Below are 19084 nucleotides of genomic sequence, written 5' to 3'. Positions count from 1 at the left end.
GGTGTGTGGGGAGTGGGGAAGTTGATGCCGATATGTCAGAACGGGTACTGGATGCCTTGCTCCAGCACGCTGACCCACTGCGTCTGGGTGAACTCTTCCAGATTGGATGGGCCGCCAAAACGTCCCCCGTTGCCGGATGCGCCCATGCCGCCGAACGGCACGTGGAACTCGTTGTTCACGGTCTGGTCGTTGATGTGAACCATGCCGGTGTGCAACTGGTGGGCAAAGGCCAGCCCGCGTTGCGTGTTGCGAGTGTGGATGGCGGCAGCCAGCCCGTAGGGCGAAGCATTCACCAGGTCGATCGCCTCTGCGTCACTTTCAAAGACGGTGATGGGTGCGACGGGGCCGAAGATCTCTTCCTGGAAGACCTTCATGTCAGGGGTCACCGCATCCAGCACGGTGGGGCGGTAGAAGCGTCCTTCATGGGAGGCACCTGTCAGTGCCTTGGCGCCTGAGCGCAGGGCGTCCTGCACCAGACCATCGATGCGCTGCACCTGCTTGTCATTGATGATGGGGCCCAGGTGCACGGGGCCGGCGTGCGGGTTGCCCACGTAGAGCTTCTCGGCACGTTCCTTCAGCAGCGCGGCATAACGCTCTGCAACACTTTTGTGGACCAGGTGACGGCCGGCCTGCATGCAGATTTGCCCCTGGTGCAGAAAGGCGCCCCAGGCACCGCTGGAGCTGGCTGCTTCCAGGTCTGCATCGTCCAGCACGACGATGGCGTTGTTTCCGCCCAGCTCCAGCGCCACCTTCTTCAGCATGCTGCCGCAGATCGCGCCAATGCTGCGGCCCACGGCGGTGGAGCCGGTGAAGGAAATCATGTCGACCGCAGGATGGCGGACCAGTGCGTCCCCCGTGGATGCGCCGCCGGGCAGCACGTGCAGCACGCCTTCGGGCAGCCCTGCATCGGCAAATATCTGTGCAATCAACTGGCCGCCCGTGACCGCGGTTTGCGGGTCCGGCTTGAGCAAAACGGCGTTGCCCAAGGCGAGGGCGGGTGCAACCGAACGCATGGCCAGCAGCAAGGGGAAATTCCAGGGCGCAATCACGCCCACGGTACCCACGGGCACGCGCCGCCACATGTTGGTTCGGCCAGGCATGGCAGAGGGAAACAGTAGCCCGTTGGATTGCATGGGCAGTGCCGCTGCCATGTGCACCTGTTCGATGGTTGCATGCAGTTCCCAGTCCGCCTTGGGACCGATGGAGCCGCCCTCGCGCATATTCCAGGCGTTGATTTCCGAGGCGCGTTCCTTGAACAGGCGCGCGGCCTCCCGCATCACAGCGGCGCGCTGATCAAAGGGGGTGGCGGCCCACTTGGAACGCGCGGCCTGCGCGCTGCGGGCAGCCTGGTCCACGTCTTCGGCATTGGCTTGCCCGACGCTGCCCAGGACGTCGCCCGTGGCGGGTTCCACGATGTCGTGAACCCCGCCTGCGGCAGAGGTCCAGCCGTTGCTGTAAATCTTCCCTTTCCAGGGCGCTTGGGAAGCAATGTGCTCCAGAACGATGCTCATCTTGTGTCTCCGTTGAATGGGTTGTTGCATGTGCCAACCGACCCACTCCCGCAACCTGCATGCCAGTCATGCATTTCAGTGCATTTGCGGCCTTTGATGCCGGGTTTTTACCTATGAAATGATCCAAGTCATGCATTAAAGTGCATCAAACCAAGGCAACTTCTCACGCAGATCATCTCTGTCTGAGACAGAAGGTCTCAATCTGAGACAGCCTGAGAGCCATCAAGAAACGAGTTGTGCCATGACCATTTCCCGCGCGAACGCGTCATCTCCTGCGGGTCAGCGCTATGTTCCGCAGCGCATCTGGCAAGCCAGAGAGCGGTACTTTGTCGATGGCCTGCTCCCTGTGGATTTGGTGGAGCACCCCCTGCTCCAGTCCTGGGAGCGATGCCGCCAGTCGGGTCTGGGGGCCAACGAACATGTGGCGTTTGCTCCGGTGGAACGAAGCACTCTCTCGCACATGATGGACTCTGAGCGCCATTGGCTGGACCTGGCGCAGTCCGAGCTGCAGCAGCTGGCAGCCGGTGTGGCCGAAGCGGGCTACGCCGCCATGCTGACCAATGCCTGCGGGACGGTGTTGTCCGTGGCGGGCAATATCAGCCAACGCAGCATTGCATTGCGCAACGCGTTCCGGCCTGGCGTTGACCTGTCGGAGATGGCCATTGGCACCAACGCCATGTCGGTAGCCATCGCCGAGCGACGCGCAGTGAAGGTGCTCGGGCCCGAGCACTATTTTTCGGACAACCAACTGTTCCACTGCTGCGCGACGCCCATCTTTGATCCCCAAGGGCACCTGTTGGGGACGGTGGACGTCACCCGCGACACCCCAGGCCTGGTCGCTGGGGCCATGGCACTCACACAGGCGTGCGCGCACCGCATAGAGCGCAAGCTGTTTGACGCCATGGGTGCGTTCGTCAAGATTGAATGGGTGGGGGCAGACGGAGCCTGCCTGTCGTTCGACAGCGATGGTCAGCTGATTGCTGCCAGCAGTTCTGCGCGCCGCCTCATCGACCTGCCCACCGTGCGCGAGGGGTGCAGGTTCGAAGACATCTTCGAGGGCGACTTCTCGCGCTGGGTCCGCAGCCACCGTGAAAACCAACGCCAGGCGGGTCTATTGAATTTGAACGGAGGGGTGCGAATTCATGCAAACGCGGTGTTCGAAGGCGCCACGCCTAGAGTGCATGCAGTGAGCGGCGCTGCAATGGCCGAGCCGCCAAGACAGGTCAGCAGCAGGCCGCATGACCCCGGTTACCTGGCGAACTTCCAGGTGGCACTGCGGGCGTTCGAGGCCGGGCTGCCCACGCTGGTGACGGGTGAGACGGGCTCTGGCAAAGAGGTGGCGGCAAGAAACCTGCACCTTGGCAGCCGCCGCAGAAAGGCCCCTTTTGTGGCGATCAACTGTGGCGCCATGGCACCCGAACTGATTGCGTCCGAATTGTTTGGTCACGTCGAAGGCGCATTTACCGGTTCGGCACGCGGCGGCAGCCCCGGCAAGATTGAAGCAGCCCGGGGCGGCACCATGTTTCTGGACGAAATCGGCGACATGCCCTTGAGCCTGCAGGTAGCCCTGCTTCGCCTGCTAGACAGTGGAGAGATCTTGCCCGTGGGGGCTTCCCGGCCGGTTGCGGTGGACGTGCGCTTCATCTGCGCCACGCACCGGGATCTGCAATCGCTGGTGGATCAGGGGCTCTTTCGCCAGGACCTCCTCTATCGCATCCACGGCTTCAACCTGCGCGTGCCGCCGCTACGTGAGCGCGCAGACTTCGACGCGGTGTTGGACGGCCTTTGCGAGAAAGTGGGAATCAGATCCAGCCAACTGTCCTCTTCGTTGAGGCACGCGCTCCAGTGCTACCCATGGCCGGGCAATGTGCGCCAACTCCAGCATGCATTGACCTTGGCCGCGGCGCTGGCCGAACCCGGCGCGCCGCTGAGCCTGGGCGACTTCAACCTGCATGCACATGCTCCAGCAAAAGAAGCGGTCGCGCGCACGGCCTCCAGCACGCTGGACATGGGCCAGGCTATGCGCGATTCCATAGCCCAGGCGATGGAGCGCACGAATGGGAATGTGGCCGCAGCCGCCGCACTGCTTGGAATCAGCCGGGCCACGCTGTATCGGAAGTTGAAACAGCTACCGCGTTAGGCCCTGCGCCAACGCCTAGCCGAACTTGAACAGAATCCCGTGCCCGCCGCGCGGATACTCCCAGTCCACATTGGCGTGGTCGCTGCAGATGATGCGGCAGCTGCCGCACTCCAGGCAGCCGTCGGTAATCAACGTCACGCTGCCATTGCCTTCAGTCTTGTAGCAGGATGCAGGGCAGACGTAGGTGCAGCTCTTGCTCACGCAGATGTTGGTGCAGACGTCGGCGCTCTTGATCTTGATATGGGGCCGCCCGGCATCCACCCGGTAGCGGTTCTGGAAGAGCTTGTCTTCCACATTGACGGCTATGGCGTTCATCGTATGGCCTTCCAGAGTTTGTATGCATCACCCATCAGTCCGGTGAGTTTGCGGGTCTGACGGAAGTTGGCAAAGATCGCGCGCTCTTTCGTCTTCTTGTCCACACCGTCCACCGTGATCATGGTGCGTGCGGCTTGCGCCACCATGTCGGGGTAGCTGGTGAAGAACTGCGGGTTCTTGTGCAGCACCGCTGGCATGTCGCGGTATTTGTACAAGTCCTTCATCACAAAGCTGGCGTCCAGCTTTTTCTTGTAGTCACTCAGTGCCGCGGCCTTGAAGCCTTTGCCGGCAGCCTTGGCGGCAATCGCCGTCTCGGCGGCCAGGCGACCGGTGGTCATGGCCAGGTTGGAGCCTTCGCGGTGCACGGCGTTCACAAAGCCGCCCGAGTCACCCACGATCATCCAGCCATTGCCATAGATCTGCGGGATGGCATGGAAGCCACCTTCGGGAATCAGGTGGGCGCAGTATTCCTTCATCTCGCCGCCTTCAATCAGCGGTGCAATCGAGGGGTGGCGCTTCATCTGTTCCAGCAGGCCATAGGGCGTGGTCTTGTTGGGGTTGGCCTTGAAGTCAGCCAGCATGCAGCCCACGCCAATGGTGATGGACTCCTTGTTGGTGTACAGAAAGCCGGTGCCCATCATGCCGTCGGTGATGCGCCCCACCATCTCGATCACCACACCCGACTCTTCGCCAATGTTGAAGCGCTGGCGTATCACGTCTTCGGGCATGAACAAAATCTCTTTCACCGCCAGCGCCACGTTGCCGGCCTCTATCTCGCCATGGAAACCCGCCTTGCGTGCCAGGGTGGAATTCACACCATCGGCCAGGATCACCATATCCGCATAGACATCGCCATTCAGGCGGTCGCATTGCACGCCTACCACTTGCTCACCGTCCATGATGAGGTGGTCCACCGTGGTTTCGCAGATCAGCAGCGCGCCAGCCTCACGCACCTTGGAGCTGAACCACTTGTCAAACTGCGCACGCAGAATGGTGTAGCGGTTGTAGGGCGGTTTGTTGTATTCCTCGCTGCGGATATGCGTGCCCACAAACGAGCTTTCATCCAGCATCCACATGCGCTGTTCGATGATGTGGCGCTCCAGCGGCGCGTCCTCGCGGAAGTCGGGAATGATCTCCTCCAGCGCCTTGGCATACAGGATGGCGCCTTGCACATTCTTGCTGCCCGGGTATTCGCCGCGCTCGATTTGCAGCACCTTGAGGCCGGCCTTGGCCATGGTGTAGGCGCAGGCGTTGCCCGAAGGGCCGGCACCGACCACGATGGCATCAAATTGGGAAGGCTTCTTCATCGTGTTCTCCTTTAGGCGGCCTGGCGGGTACGCAGCGCCAAGTGCGCGGCAAACCCCTGTGTCAGCGCGGGCAGCACCTGCATGGCGTTGCCCACGATGCCGTAGTGCGCGAATTCGAAGATTGGCGCGTTGATGTCGGTGTTGATGGCCACGATCACGTCAGACGCTTCGCAACCCACACGGTGCTGCACCGCGCCGGAGATGCCCGCGGCAATGTAGAGCTTGGGCCGTACCGTCTTGCCGGTCTGGCCGACCTGACGGTCTGCTTCCACCCAACCGGCCTGCACGCAGGGGCGGGTGGCTCCCACTTCGGCACCCAGCACGCGCGCCAGCTCGAACACCAGCTTGAAGTTCTCCGGCGTCTTCAGGCCCTTGCCGCCGCTGACGATGATGTCGGCATAGGGCAGGTTGATCTTGTTGCTGTTGGCGTCCGCTATGAAGTCCAGCAGCTTGGTCACGATCTGTGTTTCCACCATGCCCAGTGCGTCGTAGGTGATCTCGCCGGTCCGGCTGGCATCGGCGCGCGGCATTTCCATCACGCGCGGGCGCACGGTCGCCATCTGCGGGCGGTAGGCCAGGGTCATGATGGTGCAGTACAGCGATCCACCAAAAGTGGGGCGCGTGGCCGCCAGCGCCTTGCTGACCGGGTCAATGCGCAGCTCGGTGCAGTCGGCGGTCAGGCCGGTGAGCAGCGTGGTCGCCACCGAGCCCGCCAGGTCACGACCTTGTGAAGTGGCGCCCAGCAGCAGGATCTCGGGCTTGTACTTGTTGACCAGATCGGTCATGCCTTTGGTGAACGGTTCGTTGCGGTAGCCCTTGAGCACTGGGTCCTTCATTAGATAGGCCTTGTCGGCGCCGAAGGTGAACGCTTCCGCAGCAAACTTTTCCAACCCTTCATCTTCCCCGCCCAGCAAAATGGCGCTGACCGGGCAACCCAGCTGGTCGGCCAGCTTGCGCGCCTCGCCCACCAGCTCCCACGACACGCTGTGCACATGGCCGCGGTCATGCTCGATGAAGACCCACACGCCCTTGTAGGCCTTGAGTTCTTCCGACAGTTCCAGATTGCGTCCGCGTCCGGCGGTGGGCCGTGCGGTGGGGGCGGCTGCAGGTGCTTGGCTCATGTCATTTCCTTCGTCAGCAGGTCGGCTTCGAGCGTCGGGTGGCGGGTGAAAATCTTCTGGATCAGGTTGAGCGAGACGTCGCGCAGCGTGGAGGTTTCCAGCTCCAGCATCTCGACCTTCTCGGTGCGCGGTGTCGGGCCGAAGACCTTGCTCACCACCGTGGGCGAGCCCTTGAGGCCGATCTTGCCGAAGTCTTCAATGCCAGCCTGCTCCTTGTTCCATTTGCGCACCGGGTAGGCGGCGGCGTGGATCATGGCGGGCAGGGCGGCAAAGCGCATCTCGTTGGTGTTCTCCAGCATGGTGATCAGGCAGGGCAGCGCGGTCTTGAGCACCTGCACGCCGCCCTCGGCGCGTCGCTCCACGGTGATGGTGCGGTTCTCCAGGTCGGTCTCGATGATGCGCGACACATAGGTCAGCAGCTGCAGGCCCATGCGCTTGGCAATGCCGGGGCCCACCTGGGCGGTGTCGCCATCAATCGTCTGCTTGCCGGTGAACACAATGTCCACCGCTTGTTCGGATGCAATCTGGCGCACACCGGCAGCCAGTGCATAGGAGGTGGCTAGCGTGTCGGCGCCGGCAAAGGCGCGGTCGGTCACCAGCACGGCATCGTCGGCGCCGAAGCTGATGCACTTGCGTAGCGCTTCCTCGGCTTGCGGTGGGCCCATGCACAGCACCGTGACCCTGCCGCCGAACTTGTCCTTCAGCCGCAGCGCCTCTTCCAGCGAGAACAGGTCATACGGGTTGACGATGGCCGGCACGCCCTGGCGCATGATGGTGTTGGTGACCGGGTGGACGCGGATCTGCGCCGAGTCCGGTACCTGCTTGATGCAGACGACGATGTGCATGGAGTTGCTCCTTTCAAGCGGCCATGCGCTGGGGCAGCGAGGCACGCAGGTTGTCCAGCGACACGTGCTGGCGGCCATTGGTGTCCTGGAACACCTTGAAGACCTTCTCCTGCGCCGGTGTGGATTTGACGAAGTCGGCATAGGCCTTCATCAGCTGGGTGCGGTAGGCGGTGTAGAGCTCCAGCTCGTCGCTCTGGGCCAGCAGGTTCTCCTGGCGGATGTACTGGAAGAAGCGCTTGAGGATGTGCAGGCGGCTCACGTTCACCACGCTCTGCTCAAACGGCACGCCAAAGTACTGCAGAAAATCCTCCGCGGAGGACAGCTCCTTGAGTTTCAAAAGGAAGGTTTCCATGGTGGTTTACTCCAGGTTGGCGGGTTGAAGAACGGGACGGTTGAAGACGGGCTCCACACAGCTGTCATCGCAGGTGGCGCAACTCGTGTCGGCGGCGGCCAGCTGGGTGCGCTCCAGCAGGGCCACGCGGTCCAGCAGGCAGGCGATGGCCTTGCCCACCGGGTCAGGGATCAGGTGGTGGTCCAGGTCGAAGCCGTGCGTGGTGCTGCGCTGTGGCGCCACCACACGCCCTGGGATGCCAACCACCGTGGCACCGGCAGGCACGGCCTCTATCACCACCGAATTGGCGGCAATGCGGGCGCGGTCGCCAATGCGTATGGGGCCCAGGATCTTGGCGCCCGCGCCGACCACCACGTTGTTGCCCACCGTGGGGTGACGTTTGCCGGCATGCCAAGCGGTGCCACCCAAAGTGACGCCGTGGTAGAGCGTGACATCGTTGCCAATCTCGGCGGTCTCGCCAATGACGACGCCGTTGCCGTGGTCGATGAAGAAGCGCTCACCGATGCGCGCACCGGGATGGATGTCGATCTGCGTCAGGCAGCGCGACACAAACGAAATCCAGCGCGGCAGGTAGCGCCAGCCGCGCATCCACAGTGCGTGGGCGATGCGGTGGTGGGCAATCGCATGCACGCCGGGGTAGATGGTCCAGGCTTCCAACCGGTTGCGTGCGGCCGGGTCACGGTCCAGCACACAGTGCACGTCACCGACCAGCAGCGACCACCAGGAGGCGCGGGCTTGGCTCATACAACCAGGCCACTGCCGTGGCATGCGGGGTTGTCCAGCGACGCAAACAGGAAGTCGCGCAACTGGTCTGGCGTGGGTTCCTGCTTGGCGCGCATGGCGTGTTCGCGGATGCGGGTCAGCAGGCGGCTCACCAGGGCGTCGTCGTCCAGCACCACGCCCAGCATGGCATAGGCCTGGCGTACGGCTTGCGAGCCGGAGTGCTTGCCCAGCACCGTGCTGCGCGTGCGGCCCAGTTCGCTGGGGTCGAAGCTCTCGTAAGTGGATGCGTTCTTCATCAGGCCATCGATATGGATGCCCGACTCGTGGGTGAACACGGCGGAGCCCACAATGCTTTTGTTGAACGCCACCGCGCGCCCCGAGGCCTTGGCCACCAGATGCGAAATCGGCACCAGGGCCTGGGTGTCTACGCCCGTCTCTGCGTGGTGCAGATGGCGCACTGCCATCACCACCTCTTCCAGTGCCGCATTGCCAGCACGCTCGCCCAGGCCGTTGACTGTGGTGTTGGCGTGGGTGGCACCGGCACGGAATGCAGCCAGCGTGTTGGCTGTGGCCAGACCCATGTCGTTGTGGGTATGGATTTCAATCTCCAGGTCCACCGCATCGCGCAGGCGCGCAATGGCCTCGAAGGTGGTGAACGGGTCCATCACCCCCAGCGTGTCGGCAAAGCGGATGCGGCTGGCGCCACAGTCTTCGGCGCGCTGCGCCACCTGCGCCAGAAAACCCGCTTCGGCACGCGACGCGTCTTCAGCGCCCAGAGATACCTTGCGGCCACTGCGCACGGCCTGGGTGATCACGCGCGTGACCTGCTGCAGCACCCATTCGCGCGACTGGCGCAGCTTGTAGGTGAGGTGGATGTCCGACACAGGGATCGACAGGTGGATGATGTCGGCCTCGCAACGCAAAGCGCTTTGCAGGTCCGCGTCGGTCAGGCGCCCCCACACCATCAGCGCTGCGGGCAAGTGCAGGGCGGCAATGCTGTTGATGCAGTCAATCTCCTGCTCACCCATGGCCGGTATGCCGATTTCCATCTCCGGCACGCCGGCGTTGGCCAGGGCTGTGGCGATATCGCACTTCTCCGCAACAGTGAAGGCCACTCCGGCCGTCTGTTCGCCATCGCGTAGCGTGGTGTCGTTGATGATGAGATTGGGCGTCATGGTGAGCAGTGTTTGACTAGCTCATTGCAAGGTGTGTGCCACCCGTTTTTGCCTGCAAACACGACGCTTTGGGCGCTTGCTGTGGGGTGCTGTGTCGGGAATGTTTTGTTTCAGACAGTACTTTTGTTTTGCTGCTTTTGTGCGCCGATGTCACTGGGGTAGATGCTTCCGCGACTGTCCCCCGGCCTGCGGCCTCCTCCTTTATGTCGCTGCAGCATCCACCCCAGCGCCATCGGCAACCCGCACCGATGGCATGCAGTGACTAAAGGCCAAAAGACCTTCGCACACCAACGACGTTTGCAGACTCAGGATGGCGTGGCGCTCTGCGCCGGTAGGTAAAGGAGGAGCCCACGCAGTGGGCGGGGGACACGGACGGCGCAGAGTGCCACGCCGTCCTGGGTCCCCCAACAAAGTAGGCAAGAGGTGAACGAGAGACTCAATGCTCCCGCGCATGGTTGCGCGTGTGGCGAGGAAACTCCACCGTGATGTCCATATCCTTCAACCGCACACAGCAAGCCAGTCGCGACTGCGGCTGCAAACCCCAGGCGTGGTCCAGCTGGTCGTTCTCTTCATCATCCGGCTCGGCCAACGACGCGCCACCTTCGCGCACATACACATGGCAGGTGGAGCACGCCGCCACCATCTCGCAGGCGTGCTCAATTGCCACGCCGCCCTTGAGCAGACTCTCGCACAGCGAAGCACCGCGCTTGACTTCCAGGTCGCGGCCGTCCGGGCACAGGTCAGGGTGGGGGAGCAGGTGGACGATGGGCATGGGGCTTCAGGCCAGGCTGTCCATGGACTTGCCCGAGAGCGCTTTGCTGATGGAGGCATTCATGCGCTTGGCGGCAAAGCCGTCGGTGGCTGCACCCAGGGCTGCGGTTGCCTTGCGCACGGCATCCAGCGGCGCTTCGGTTTCCAGCATGTCGCCGAGTGCGTACATGGCTTGGCGTATGGTTTGCAGTTCGGTAGCGGTGAGCAACTCGGCATCGGCATTCAGCGCGGTCTGCGTGGCGTCCAGCATGCGGCGTGCATCCACCTGAGCCTCGCGCAGCGAGCGCAAGGCCATGTCTTCCTTGGAGGAGCCAATGGCGTCCTGCAGCATGGCGGCAATCTGGGTGTCGGCCAGGCCGTAGGTGGGTTTGACTTCGATGTGTGCCTCGATGCCACTGGCCTGTTCGCGCGCCGTGACCGACAGCAACCCGTCGGCATCGATCTGGAAACTCACACGGATGTGTACCGAACCCGCCACCGCCGGCGGAATGCCGCGCAGCTCAAAGCGCGCCAGCGAGCGGCAATGCGCCACCGACTCGCGTTCGCCCTGCACCACGTGCAGCGACATGGCCGTCTGCCCGTCCTTGAAGGTGGTGAACTCCTGCGCGCGTGCCACTGGCAGTGTGGAGTTGCGCGGAATGATTTTTTCCACCAGGCCGCCCATGGTCTCTATGCCCAGCGAGAGCGGGCACACGTCCAGCAGCAGCCAGTCGTCATCCACGCCGCCATTGCCCGCCAGCACATTGGCTTGCAGGGCCGCGCCTATGGCCACTACCTGGTCCGGGTCTATGTCCACCAGGGGATCGCGGTCAAAGAAGTCGCGCACGGCATCGCGTGCAATCGGCATGCGCGTGGAGCCGCCCACCAGCACCACGCCGGTGATGTCGTCGATGCTGAGCTGCGCATCGCGCAGGGCACGCTTGGTCGCTGCCATGGTGCGGGCGATCAGCGGCGCGCCCAGCTCGGTGAACTGCACGCGCGACAGAATGGCTTGCTGGGTCTGGCCGTCGGCGTTGGTGAGCGTGACGGCAGCCGTGTCGTGGGCCGACAGTGCCTCCTTGGCCGCACGCGATGCGGCCAGCAGGCTGCGTTGTGCACCGGGTGGCAGGGCCGAGAGGCCTGCAATGCCATGCTGGGTGCAGAACCACTCGGCAATGGCGTGGTCGAAATCGTCACCGCCCAGGGCCGAGTCACCGCCGGTGGACAGCACTTCAAACACGCCCTTGGTCAGCCGCAAGATGGAAATATCAAAGGTGCCGCCGCCCAGGTCGTAGATGGCAAACGTGCCTTCGGCGGCCTTGTCCAGCCCGTAGGCGATGGCAGCGGCGGTGGGCTCGTTGAGCAGGCGCAGTACCGAGAGGCCCGCCAGCCGTGCGGCGTCCTTGGTGGCCTGGCGCTGCGCGTCATCAAAGTAGGCGGGCACGGTAATCACCACGCCGCTCAAAGGCCCGCCCAGTGTCACCTCGGCGCGTTCGCGCAGGGCCGTCAGTATCTCGGCGGACACCTGCACCGGTGAACGCTCTCCGGCCACCGTGCGTATGCCCACCATGCCCGCACCGTCGGTGAACTGGTAGGGCAGGCCGGTGGCTTCTTTCAGGTCGGCCAGGGTGCGCCCCATGAAGCGCTTGACCGACACAATGGTGTTCTGCGGATCGTCCGCCTGGCTTTGCTGGGCTTCGTGCCCCACCACAATTCCGTTGCCCGCCAGATAGCGCACCACCGACGGCAGCAGCAGCGCGCCGTCTTCGTCCGGCAAGGCCCGCGCCACCGCGCTTTGCACCGTGGCAATCAGCGAGTTGGTGGTGCCCAGGTCAATGCCGGCTGCCAGACTGTGCTGATGCGGCGCCGCGCTTTGGCCCGGTTCCGAAATCTGAAGAAGAGCCATAAAAAAATTACCTCAAATGCGTCCGGCGCGAAATGCCTAACCCAGGAACACCGCGGAACCGGCTCCGCCGGGCCGCTGGTGTTGCCCCCTGAGGGGGTATGCGGCTACGCGCAGCGAGCAAGCAACGGGGGGGAGCTGTTTCATACCGCGAAGCTCTCACCGCAACCGCAATTGGCCTTGGCATTCGGGTTGGTGAACTTGAAACCTTCGTTCAGGCCTTCGCGCACAAAGTCCAGCTCGGTGCCATCTAGCATGCCAAAGCTGCGCGGGTCCACGATGACCTTCACGCCCAGGCTGTCGAAGCACAGGTCTTCTTCATTGGCCGCATCGACAAATTCCAGCGCATAGGCAAAGCCGTTGCAGCCGCTGGTCTTGACCGCCAGGCGCAGGCCGATGCCGCTGCCGCGCTTGGCCAGGGACTTCTTCACGTGGCGCACCGCGGCGGGTGTCAGGGAGACAGACATGGTGAAACCTCTTTACACGGAGAACGAACTGCCGCAGCCGCAGGTGGTCTGGGCGTTGGGGTTGTGGATGACAAAGCGTGAGCCTTCCAGCCCGTCTTCAAAGTCCACGCGGGCGCCCACCACATATTGCAGGCTCATCACGTCCACCACCAGGGCCACGCCTTCGGTCACGATCAGCGTGTCGTCCTCAGCCACGGCGTCGTCAAAGGCAAAGCCGTAGGAGAAGCCGGAGCAGCCGCCACCGGTGACATACAGGCGCAGCTTCAGGCCGGGGTTGCCTTCTTCGATGATCAGCTCCGCAACCTTGGCGGCGGCGGCGGGTGTGAATTCCAGTTGGCTGGGCATGCCGGCTGGCTGGCTGGTAGTGCTAACGCTCAGTGCTGCTTCCATGATGGTTCCTTGTGGGTGGGGGTGGTGCCAAGCCGGGCTTAGCGGGTGGTAGATGCGCAAGCCATCTGCTCGGACACCAGGGTGCCGCCGCCGGGTGCAGGATGGCGTGAACGGAAATCGGCCACGGCCGCCTTGATGGCGTCCTCGGCGAGGATGGAGCAATGGATCTTGACGGGGGGCAGCGCCAGCTCTTCGGCGATGTCGGCGTTCTTGATGGCCAGGGCTTCGTCCAGCGTGCGGCCACGCACCCATTCGGTCACCAGCGAGCTAGACGCAATCGCCGAGCCGCAGCCATAGGTCTTGAACTTGGCATCTTCAATCACGCCCTCGGCGTTGACGCGGATCTGCAGGCGCATCACGTCACCGCAGGCGGGCGCGCCCACCATGCCGGTGCCGACGTTGTCGTCCGACGCATCCAGGGCTCCGACGTTGCGGGGGTTCTCGTAGTGGTCAACCACTTTGTCGCTATAGGCCATGGAAGTTCTCCTGGTTACAAATCAAATAAAGAGGGCGGGCTACTCAATGGGGCCGGGTTAGTGTTCAGCCCACTTGATAGTGGACAGGTCCACACCGGCCTGCACCATGTCCCACAGCGGGCTCATGGCGCGCAGGCGTGTCACCACCTGGGTGACTTGGGCGATGGTGAAGTCGATCTCTTCCTCGGTGGTGAAGCGGCCGATGGAAAAGCGCACCGAGCTGTGGGCCAGCTCGTCGCTGCGGCCCATGGCGCGCAGCACATAGCTGGGCTCCAGGCTGGCCGAGGTGCAGGCCGAGCCGGACGACACCGCCACACCCTTGATACCCATCAGCAGGGACTCGCCTTCCACATAATTGAAGCTGGCGTTGAGGTACTGCGCGGCGCGGTGCTCCTCGTCGCCGTTGAGCACGACTTCGTCCATCTTGGATAGACCCGCCCAGAGCCGCTCACGCAGCGCGCGTATGCGCTGGTTGTCGGCCGCCATATTTTTGTGCGCCAGCCAGAAGGCCTCGCCCATGCCCACGATCTGGTGCGTGGGCAGCGTGCCCGAGCGCATGCCGCGCTCGTGGCCGCCGCCGTGCATCTGCGCCTCGATGCGCACGCGGGGTTTGCGCCGCACGTACAGCGCACCAACCCCTTTGGGGCCATATATCTTGTGGGCCGACAGGGACATCATGTCGATGGGCAACTGCTCCAGGTCAATTTCCACCTTGCCGGCAGCCTGCGCTGCGTCCACATGGAACAGCACCCCTTTGGCGCGGCACAGTGCACCGATTGCGGCCACATCCTGGATGACGCCGGTTTCGTTGTTGACAAACATGACCGAGGCCAGCACCGTGTCTGGGCGCAGGGCGGCTTCGAACACCGCCAGGTCCAGCAAGCCACTGGGCAGCACCGGCAGCACCGTGACCTCAAAGCCCTCGCGCTCCAGCTCGCGCATGCTGTCAAGCACCGCCTTGTGTTCAGTGGCCACGGTAATCAGGTGTTTGCCTTTGCCCTTGTAGAAGTGCGCAGCGCCCTTGATGGCCAGGTTGTTGGATTCGGTGGCGCCCGACGTCCAGACCAGCTCACGCGGGTCGGCGCCAATCAGTGCGCAGACCTGTTCGCGCGCCAGCTCCACCGCCTCGTCTGCGGCCCAGCCAAAGGCGTGCGAGCGGCTGGCCGGGTTGCCATACAAGTCCGTCAGGTAGGGAATCATCTTGGCAGCCACACGCCGGTCCACCGGGGTGGTTGCGGCGTAGTCCAAATACACGGGCGGTGCACTGCGCATGGAGGCCTTGTGGTTGCTGGAATCCGTCATGGGGCGTTCCTGAAAAAGTTGGACGCTCTCTTTTCGCAATTTCGGTGCCATGCGCTGGAACGCAGAATTGGGCCTTTTGAGCCGCAAATTTGTTGTTTTTGTTTGCCGCGTCCTCACATGTGTGGGAATTGTTGTCATGTTTGTCACGAAGCGGCAGTTGACAACGGCGGGACCATTTTTGAAACACCCGCGGGCGCGTTTCTTGCATCGCACAAAACCTCAGATGTGCAATGCCCCAGATCACGTCAACCGGAGTTCAGCATGGTGAATACACAGTCAATCGAATCACGCCGCGAGCTCAACGCAATCTATGAAGTCAGCAAGACGCTGGCAACGTCACTGGACGTGGCCAAGACGTTTCGTGAAGCGCTGAACTATCTGCTGCATGCTTTTGATTGGCGCCGTGCATTCGTGGTGCTGGGTGAGTCTGACGGCAAGCTGAACGGCCTGTGCGCTGTCGGCCTCACACGCGATGAGCAGCAGCGCCTGCAGTTCCAATCCAACGAAGGCATTGTCGGCCGCGTCTTTGCCAACGGCCACCAGGTGCTGGTGCCCGACGTGCGCGCCGAGCCACTGTTCCTCAACCGCACCGGCGGTGCCGACCAGAGCCCCGGCGTGGCGGTGGCCATGTTGGTCACTCCCATTCGCGCAGACCGCCAGACCATTGGCGTGTTGGCGGTGGATTGCCTCAACCCGGGCGAGAAGCGCGCCTTTGCAAACGATTTGCAGTTACTCAAGATGGTTGCCACGCTGATGGGCCAGGCGCTGCTGCTACACCGCAACGTGAGCGTCGCGCACGACAACCTGCAGGACGAGGTGCGGCGCATGCACAAGGTCCTCAAGCCCGGCAAACAGATTCCCCATGTGGTGGGCAACTCCACCCCCATGCAGGAAGTCTTTGCACAAGTTCACAAAGTGGCCGGCACGCGCACCACCGTGCTGCTGCGCGGCGAGAGCGGCACCGGCAAGGAGGTGATCGCACGCGCCCTGCACAACCTCTCCAATCGCAAAAACGAGGTGTTCGTCAGCGTCAACTGCGCGGCACTGTCCGAGTCGCTGCTGGAGAGCGAGCTGTTTGGCCACGAGAAGGGCGCCTTCACCGGAGCCCAGGCCACGCGCAAAGGGCGCTTCGAGCTGTCCCACGGCGGCACCCTGTTTCTGGACGAGATCGGTGAAATCTCCATGGCCTTCCAGGCCAAGCTGCTGCGCGTGCTGCAGGAGCGCGAGTTCGAGCGCGTGGGCGGCTCCACGCCGGTCAAGGTAGACGTGCGCCTCATCCTGGCGACCAACCGCAACCTGGAGCGCATGGTCAAGGCCGGCGAGTTCCGCGCCGACCTGTACTACCGCATCAACGTGGTCAGCATCCAGCTGCCACCGCTACGCGAACGCCGCGAAGACATTCCGGCCATGGCCCAGCATTTTCTGGAGCGCTTCAACCGCGAGAACGAGCGCACCGCCCAGTTCAGCCCTACCGCCATTCGCGTACTGAGCAACTGCTACTGGCCCGGCAATGTGCGCGAGCTGGAGAACTGCGTGGAGCGCACCGCCACCATGGCGCAGGGCGACCTCATCACCGACCTGGCCTTCCCCTGCAAGGAAAACCGCTGCCTGACCCAGGTGCTGCACCACATCGAACGCGAAGACGCGGTCGTCAGCACACGGCTGGCCGACATCCCCGTGGTGGAGATACCCACCGGTGCGCCCGCCGCCGCTTCGGCACCGCCCATGCCAGCGCGCTCGGAGGCTGCACCTGCGGACGGAGATGACGTGGCGGTGGCAGAGAGCGCCGCATCCGACAGCGATGGCAAACCCGAAGGCGAGCGCGAACGCCTGATCTGGGCCATGGAGCGCTGCGGCTGGGTCCAAGCCAAGGCCGCCCGCCTGCTCAAGATATCGCCACGCCAGATGGGCTATGCGTTGCAGAAGAATGGGATTGAGGTGAGGAAGTTTTGACGTTGCTTTGACTCACCCGAATGGGGGATGGCTAGGCCGTGGATAGAGGGGCAGAATGGGTGGAACCAGTTTGCGGTGTTTCACAGATTTTTATATCTGTTTGTAACTAAACCATTTTGGCTGTGTCGCAACGCTGTAAGCCACTTTCGGGTGCATTGAATGTCCTGTTTATCGAGCAGTGTCCGATTTATGGAGCAAGGTATGCTCTGTACATTGCGTTAGATTTCAAAGGCGACTATGGGCAACATCTTTGCGGAAATTCCTCCGCCGAGCTACTGGCAAGACTTCGAACTCTTGACCTTAGATCTGTGTAGACTGAAGTGGCGAGACGACTACGCGGAGCACTATGTCTAGTTGCCGAAAAAAGCCAAAGAAAACATGTTCATCTCCAACGCGTCGCCTCATCACCTTAGAGGCAATGGTGAGGGAGTTCATCGACACGTATAGGCATGGTGAGCGGGATGAACTTGCGTTCTTCAAAGAGATCTCGCAAGAAAAAGCGCTTGAATTTGCAGCGTTGGCGAAAGACTCTCGAGGAAATCGCTTCTCGCACCAGCGCAGACTTACTCGTGAGAGCCTACAGCAAGGCAAGCAAGCCATCATGAGCATGCTCGGAGCATTTCAAAAGGCCAATTCCTTCGAAGAAGTACTTCAGATCGTTAGAGGCGTCACGTCCAAAGTCCATGGTCTTGGTGAGCTCTACGCCTACGATACTGCTCTGCGAATTTCCGCCAAGACGGGGCACGAACCAAAGCATGTCTACTTGCATGCAGGTACAAGAGTAGGAGCGAAGCGACTGGGTATTCCCACGAATCGCGACTACGTTCCAATGACAGAACTGCCCGAAGCACTTCTGCTGCTTAAAGCGCACGAAGTGGAGAGCTTCCTATGCCTCTACAAAAATCACTTCGGCAGCGTGGTCGAGCGGCGCGCCTAGCTGATCGGTCAAGCGGACGCCAACACAGACCATGCCTTCGGCATTCTCATGGCCTGTGTTGGTGCCCTCCGCCCTGCCGGGCTCCGGCGCCGCTTACCTTGGGCGTTGGGCGTCTCAGTAATGGAAACGCAATTGGGCTATTTGAAGTTGGTCGTCTTCAAGCCGATACACCATACGGTGCTCGTCCGTGATCCGGCGTGACCAAAATCCTGAGAGGGCATGTTTCAGTGGTTCGGGTTTGCCGATGCCGCCGAACGGTTCTCGCTGGGTCTCGCGAATCAGTTTGTTGATCCGCTCGACCATCTTCCTATCCTGCTTTTGCCAATACAGGTAGTCTTCCCATGCCTCGTCAGCGAAGACAAGCTTCACTTGGCCAACTTCCGCTCAACACCCTTCCCGGCGTTCAGCTGCGCCGCTGCCGCAAGAAGGCGCTTTGCGTTCGCGGGGGTGCGCAGAAGGTACGCAGTTTCTTCCAGCGCCTTGTAGTCTTCGAGCGAGAGCATCACAACCGACTGCTCTCCGTTGCGCGTGATGATCAAAGCTTCGTGGTCCTCGCAAACGCGGTCCATCGCACTCGCCAAATTCGCTCGAACCGTCGTGTAGGTAATCGCATCCATATCGGGGCTCCTTATATGTACGTGTTACTGTACATCATTGCCGACCATTTGTCCAATGCTGATCGCCTGACCCGACTGAACTACCGGGGCTGCGCCAAGGAAAACGTGCAGTGGAATCTTTACTGCATGGTGTACAACATCGAGAGGTTATCCAAGACCACGCTGGGGCGAGATATCCAATAGACAGGAGGCGAGGACCTTGATCGCCCATATGGACTGAAAGGGCGAAGTTGCGGCACACTGAGAGCATGAAAGCCAAATTCCAGATGCGCGATTTACGCAGGATGCAACGCAGCCACGTGGCGCGCGAGAATCGCATTTTTTTACAACCTCGTTAGGCCGCACAGAACGACCCGCAGTTATTCCTGACCACTGCCTCATCATTCAACCTGGGAGACTCGAGTGCCACAAGACACGTTCCGCGCATCAGTCCAATACGGTGATTTCAAAGGAAGCTCCGCCGCAGATCGCGCTGACAAGGCCGATGCAGACGATTGGCTAACAAGTAAAGGACTAAAGACGGACGACGAATTCCTGCTTGGCATTAAGCTGTTTTCAGGCGAGAGTCACGGGGTTCATAAAGACCCCGTCAACGTCCAATTCTTACTGGTCAAGCCGCGCGCCCACGACAGCGTGAAGTCCATGCTCGACACAACGCCAGGCCCTATACCGGTTCGACGCGTCGATGTGCAAATGCCGTTGGTGGAATTCTTTGGCTTGTTCAAGCGGCTCAGCATCACGCTGTCGCCGCACGGCATGATTGAGGGTCGGGATTACATCTGGCCATAGTTTGGCGGGCG

At 62.2% G+C, this 19084-nt stretch carries 21 protein-coding genes; 5 read left to right on the top strand and 16 right to left on the bottom strand.

The annotated features are described in order from the left end of the window. Positions 1-35: 35 nt before the first annotated feature. Positions 36-1511 carry a benzaldehyde dehydrogenase gene (locus AAGF34_RS03840; protein ID WP_342619311.1) on the bottom strand — a complete coding sequence of 492 codons (1476 nt, stop codon included), beginning with the start codon at positions 1509-1511 and terminating at the stop codon, positions 36-38. A gap of 241 nt (positions 1512-1752) precedes the next feature. Here AAGF34_RS03840 and AAGF34_RS03835 point away from each other — a divergent pair, with 241 nt between their 5' ends. Next, the gene (locus AAGF34_RS03835) at positions 1753-3651 is read left to right on the top strand and encodes a sigma-54-dependent Fis family transcriptional regulator (RefSeq protein ID WP_342619310.1); all 1899 of its coding nucleotides are present in this window, start codon (positions 1753-1755) and stop codon (positions 3649-3651) included. A 15-nt stretch (positions 3652-3666) separates the two neighbouring features. Here AAGF34_RS03835 and AAGF34_RS03830 read toward each other — a convergent pair whose 3' ends face one another. The 13 genes from AAGF34_RS03830 to AAGF34_RS03770 form a co-directional block, all read right to left on the bottom strand. Continuing rightward, positions 3667-3966, bottom strand: coding sequence for a 4Fe-4S dicluster domain-containing protein (locus AAGF34_RS03830; protein ID WP_342619309.1), 300 nt, complete (start codon positions 3964-3966; stop codon positions 3667-3669). Next, positions 3963-5273 (bottom strand): FAD-dependent monooxygenase, encoded by a 1311-nt coding sequence (locus AAGF34_RS03825; RefSeq protein ID WP_342619308.1) that lies wholly within the window; start codon positions 5271-5273, stop codon positions 3963-3965. Before AAGF34_RS03825 ends, AAGF34_RS03830 begins: the two co-directional genes overlap by 4 nt. 11 nt (positions 5274-5284) lie before the next feature. Continuing rightward, positions 5285-6394: an electron transfer flavoprotein subunit alpha/FixB family protein gene (locus AAGF34_RS03820; protein ID WP_342619307.1), complete on the bottom strand. Its 1110-nt coding sequence runs from the start codon at positions 6392-6394 to the stop codon at positions 5285-5287. Beyond that, complete coding sequence (locus AAGF34_RS03815) at positions 6391-7239, bottom strand: electron transfer flavoprotein subunit beta/FixA family protein (RefSeq protein ID WP_342619306.1); 849 nt, start codon at positions 7237-7239, stop codon at positions 6391-6393. The genes AAGF34_RS03820 and AAGF34_RS03815 overlap by 4 nt, the downstream gene beginning before the upstream one ends. Positions 7240-7252: 13 nt before the next feature. After that, positions 7253-7591, bottom strand: coding sequence for a nitrogenase stabilizing/protective protein NifW (gene nifW, locus AAGF34_RS03810; RefSeq protein ID WP_342619305.1), 339 nt, complete (start codon positions 7589-7591; stop codon positions 7253-7255). Between the two features lie 6 nt (positions 7592-7597). Next, entirely contained in the window at positions 7598-8335 is a 738-nt protein-coding gene (cysE, locus tag AAGF34_RS03805) for a serine O-acetyltransferase (protein WP_342619304.1), read from the bottom strand. After that, positions 8332-9489 (bottom strand): homocitrate synthase, encoded by a 1158-nt coding sequence (gene nifV / locus AAGF34_RS03800; protein WP_342619303.1) that lies wholly within the window; start codon positions 9487-9489, stop codon positions 8332-8334. The genes cysE and nifV overlap by 4 nt, the downstream gene beginning before the upstream one ends. A gap of 436 nt (positions 9490-9925) precedes the next feature. Further along, positions 9926-10261, bottom strand: coding sequence for an ISC system 2Fe-2S type ferredoxin (gene fdx / locus AAGF34_RS03795; protein ID WP_342619302.1), 336 nt, complete (start codon positions 10259-10261; stop codon positions 9926-9928). A gap of 6 nt (positions 10262-10267) precedes the next feature. Next, entirely contained in the window at positions 10268-12145 is a 1878-nt protein-coding gene (gene hscA, locus AAGF34_RS03790) for a Fe-S protein assembly chaperone HscA (protein WP_342619301.1), read from the bottom strand. A 140-nt stretch (positions 12146-12285) separates the two neighbouring features. Further along, a complete protein-coding gene (gene iscA, locus AAGF34_RS03785; protein WP_342619300.1) occupies positions 12286-12609 on the bottom strand; it encodes an iron-sulfur cluster assembly protein IscA in 324 nt (107 codons plus the stop codon). Between the two features lie 12 nt (positions 12610-12621). Continuing rightward, positions 12622-12999 carry an iron-sulfur cluster insertion protein ErpA gene (erpA, locus tag AAGF34_RS03780; protein ID WP_342619299.1) on the bottom strand — a complete coding sequence of 126 codons (378 nt, stop codon included), beginning with the start codon at positions 12997-12999 and terminating at the stop codon, positions 12622-12624. A gap of 38 nt (positions 13000-13037) precedes the next feature. Next, positions 13038-13475: a Fe-S cluster assembly scaffold IscU gene (iscU, locus tag AAGF34_RS03775; RefSeq protein WP_342619298.1), complete on the bottom strand. Its 438-nt coding sequence runs from the start codon at positions 13473-13475 to the stop codon at positions 13038-13040. A 57-nt stretch (positions 13476-13532) separates the two neighbouring features. Then, on the bottom strand, positions 13533-14747 hold the full coding sequence (locus tag AAGF34_RS03770; protein ID WP_342621028.1) for an IscS subfamily cysteine desulfurase: 1215 nt from the start codon (positions 14745-14747) through the stop codon (positions 13533-13535). Positions 14748-15038: 291 nt separating this feature from the next. Between AAGF34_RS03770 and nifA the strand changes: the two genes are divergently transcribed. Further along, positions 15039-16730 (top strand): nif-specific transcriptional activator NifA, encoded by a 1692-nt coding sequence (nifA, locus tag AAGF34_RS03765; protein WP_342619297.1) that lies wholly within the window; start codon positions 15039-15041, stop codon positions 16728-16730. 346 nt (positions 16731-17076) lie between these two features. Next, positions 17077-17667, top strand: a complete 591-nt coding sequence (locus AAGF34_RS03760) for a hypothetical protein (protein WP_342619296.1) — start codon at positions 17077-17079, stop codon at positions 17665-17667. A gap of 114 nt (positions 17668-17781) precedes the next feature. On the opposite strand, the gene AAGF34_RS03755 is transcribed toward AAGF34_RS03760, so the two are convergent. Both AAGF34_RS03755 and AAGF34_RS03750 read right to left on the bottom strand, forming a co-directional pair. After that, positions 17782-18036, bottom strand: a complete 255-nt coding sequence (locus AAGF34_RS03755; RefSeq protein WP_342619295.1) for a Txe/YoeB family addiction module toxin — start codon at positions 18034-18036, stop codon at positions 17782-17784. Beyond that, positions 18033-18284: a type II toxin-antitoxin system prevent-host-death family antitoxin gene (locus tag AAGF34_RS03750; RefSeq protein WP_342619294.1), complete on the bottom strand. Its 252-nt coding sequence runs from the start codon at positions 18282-18284 to the stop codon at positions 18033-18035. Before AAGF34_RS03750 ends, AAGF34_RS03755 begins: the two co-directional genes overlap by 4 nt. 15 nt (positions 18285-18299) lie before the next feature. Here AAGF34_RS03750 and AAGF34_RS03745 point away from each other — a divergent pair, with 15 nt between their 5' ends. Then, the gene (locus AAGF34_RS03745) at positions 18300-18467 is read left to right on the top strand and encodes a hypothetical protein (protein WP_342619293.1); all 168 of its coding nucleotides are present in this window, start codon (positions 18300-18302) and stop codon (positions 18465-18467) included. A 219-nt stretch (positions 18468-18686) separates the two neighbouring features. Continuing rightward, on the top strand, positions 18687-19073 hold the full coding sequence (locus AAGF34_RS03740) for a hypothetical protein (protein WP_342619292.1): 387 nt from the start codon (positions 18687-18689) through the stop codon (positions 19071-19073). Positions 19074-19084: the final 11 nt, after the last annotated feature.

The organism is Rhodoferax sp. GW822-FHT02A01, assembly GCF_038784515.1.
Taxonomy (GTDB): Bacteria; Pseudomonadota; Gammaproteobacteria; order Burkholderiales; family Burkholderiaceae_C; genus Allorhodoferax.
The sequence above is the reverse complement of the archived record's forward strand: the minus strand, read 5'-3'. Positions and strand labels throughout refer to the sequence as shown.

Excerpts from the sequence above, each read along its gene's own strand:
- AAGF34_RS03825 (WP_342619308.1), bottom strand. The coding sequence starts at position 5,273 with ATGAAGAAGCCTTCCCAATTTGATGCCATCGTGGTCGGTGCCGGCCCT.
- iscA (WP_342619300.1), bottom strand. The coding sequence starts at position 12,609 with ATGTCTGTCTCCCTGACACCCGCCGCGGTGCGCCACGTGAAGAAGTCC.
- AAGF34_RS03835 (WP_342619310.1), top strand. The coding sequence starts at position 1,753 with ATGACCATTTCCCGCGCGAACGCGTCATCTCCTGCGGGTCAGCGCTAT.
- AAGF34_RS03745 (WP_342619293.1), top strand. The coding sequence starts at position 18,300 with ATGTACGTGTTACTGTACATCATTGCCGACCATTTGTCCAATGCTGAT.
- fdx (WP_342619302.1), bottom strand. The coding sequence starts at position 10,261 with ATGCCCATCGTCCACCTGCTCCCCCACCCTGACCTGTGCCCGGACGGC.
- AAGF34_RS03840 (WP_342619311.1), bottom strand. The coding sequence starts at position 1,511 with ATGAGCATCGTTCTGGAGCACATTGCTTCCCAAGCGCCCTGGAAAGGG.
- nifW (WP_342619305.1), bottom strand. The coding sequence starts at position 7,591 with ATGGAAACCTTCCTTTTGAAACTCAAGGAGCTGTCCTCCGCGGAGGAT.
- nifA (WP_342619297.1), top strand. The coding sequence starts at position 15,039 with ATGGTGAATACACAGTCAATCGAATCACGCCGCGAGCTCAACGCAATC.
- hscA (WP_342619301.1), bottom strand. The coding sequence starts at position 12,145 with ATGGCTCTTCTTCAGATTTCGGAACCGGGCCAAAGCGCGGCGCCGCAT.
- AAGF34_RS03760 (WP_342619296.1), top strand. The coding sequence starts at position 17,077 with ATGTCTAGTTGCCGAAAAAAGCCAAAGAAAACATGTTCATCTCCAACG.
- erpA (WP_342619299.1), bottom strand. The coding sequence starts at position 12,999 with ATGGAAGCAGCACTGAGCGTTAGCACTACCAGCCAGCCAGCCGGCATG.
- AAGF34_RS03770 (WP_342621028.1), bottom strand. The coding sequence starts at position 14,747 with ATGCGCAGTGCACCGCCCGTGTATTTGGACTACGCCGCAACCACCCCG.
- AAGF34_RS03830 (WP_342619309.1), bottom strand. The coding sequence starts at position 3,966 with ATGAACGCCATAGCCGTCAATGTGGAAGACAAGCTCTTCCAGAACCGC.
- cysE (WP_342619304.1), bottom strand. The coding sequence starts at position 8,335 with ATGAGCCAAGCCCGCGCCTCCTGGTGGTCGCTGCTGGTCGGTGACGTG.
- nifV (WP_342619303.1), bottom strand. The coding sequence starts at position 9,489 with ATGACGCCCAATCTCATCATCAACGACACCACGCTACGCGATGGCGAA.
- AAGF34_RS03820 (WP_342619307.1), bottom strand. The coding sequence starts at position 6,394 with ATGAGCCAAGCACCTGCAGCCGCCCCCACCGCACGGCCCACCGCCGGA.
- AAGF34_RS03815 (WP_342619306.1), bottom strand. The coding sequence starts at position 7,239 with ATGCACATCGTCGTCTGCATCAAGCAGGTACCGGACTCGGCGCAGATC.
- AAGF34_RS03750 (WP_342619294.1), bottom strand. The coding sequence starts at position 18,284 with ATGGATGCGATTACCTACACGACGGTTCGAGCGAATTTGGCGAGTGCG.
- iscU (WP_342619298.1), bottom strand. The coding sequence starts at position 13,475 with ATGGCCTATAGCGACAAAGTGGTTGACCACTACGAGAACCCCCGCAAC.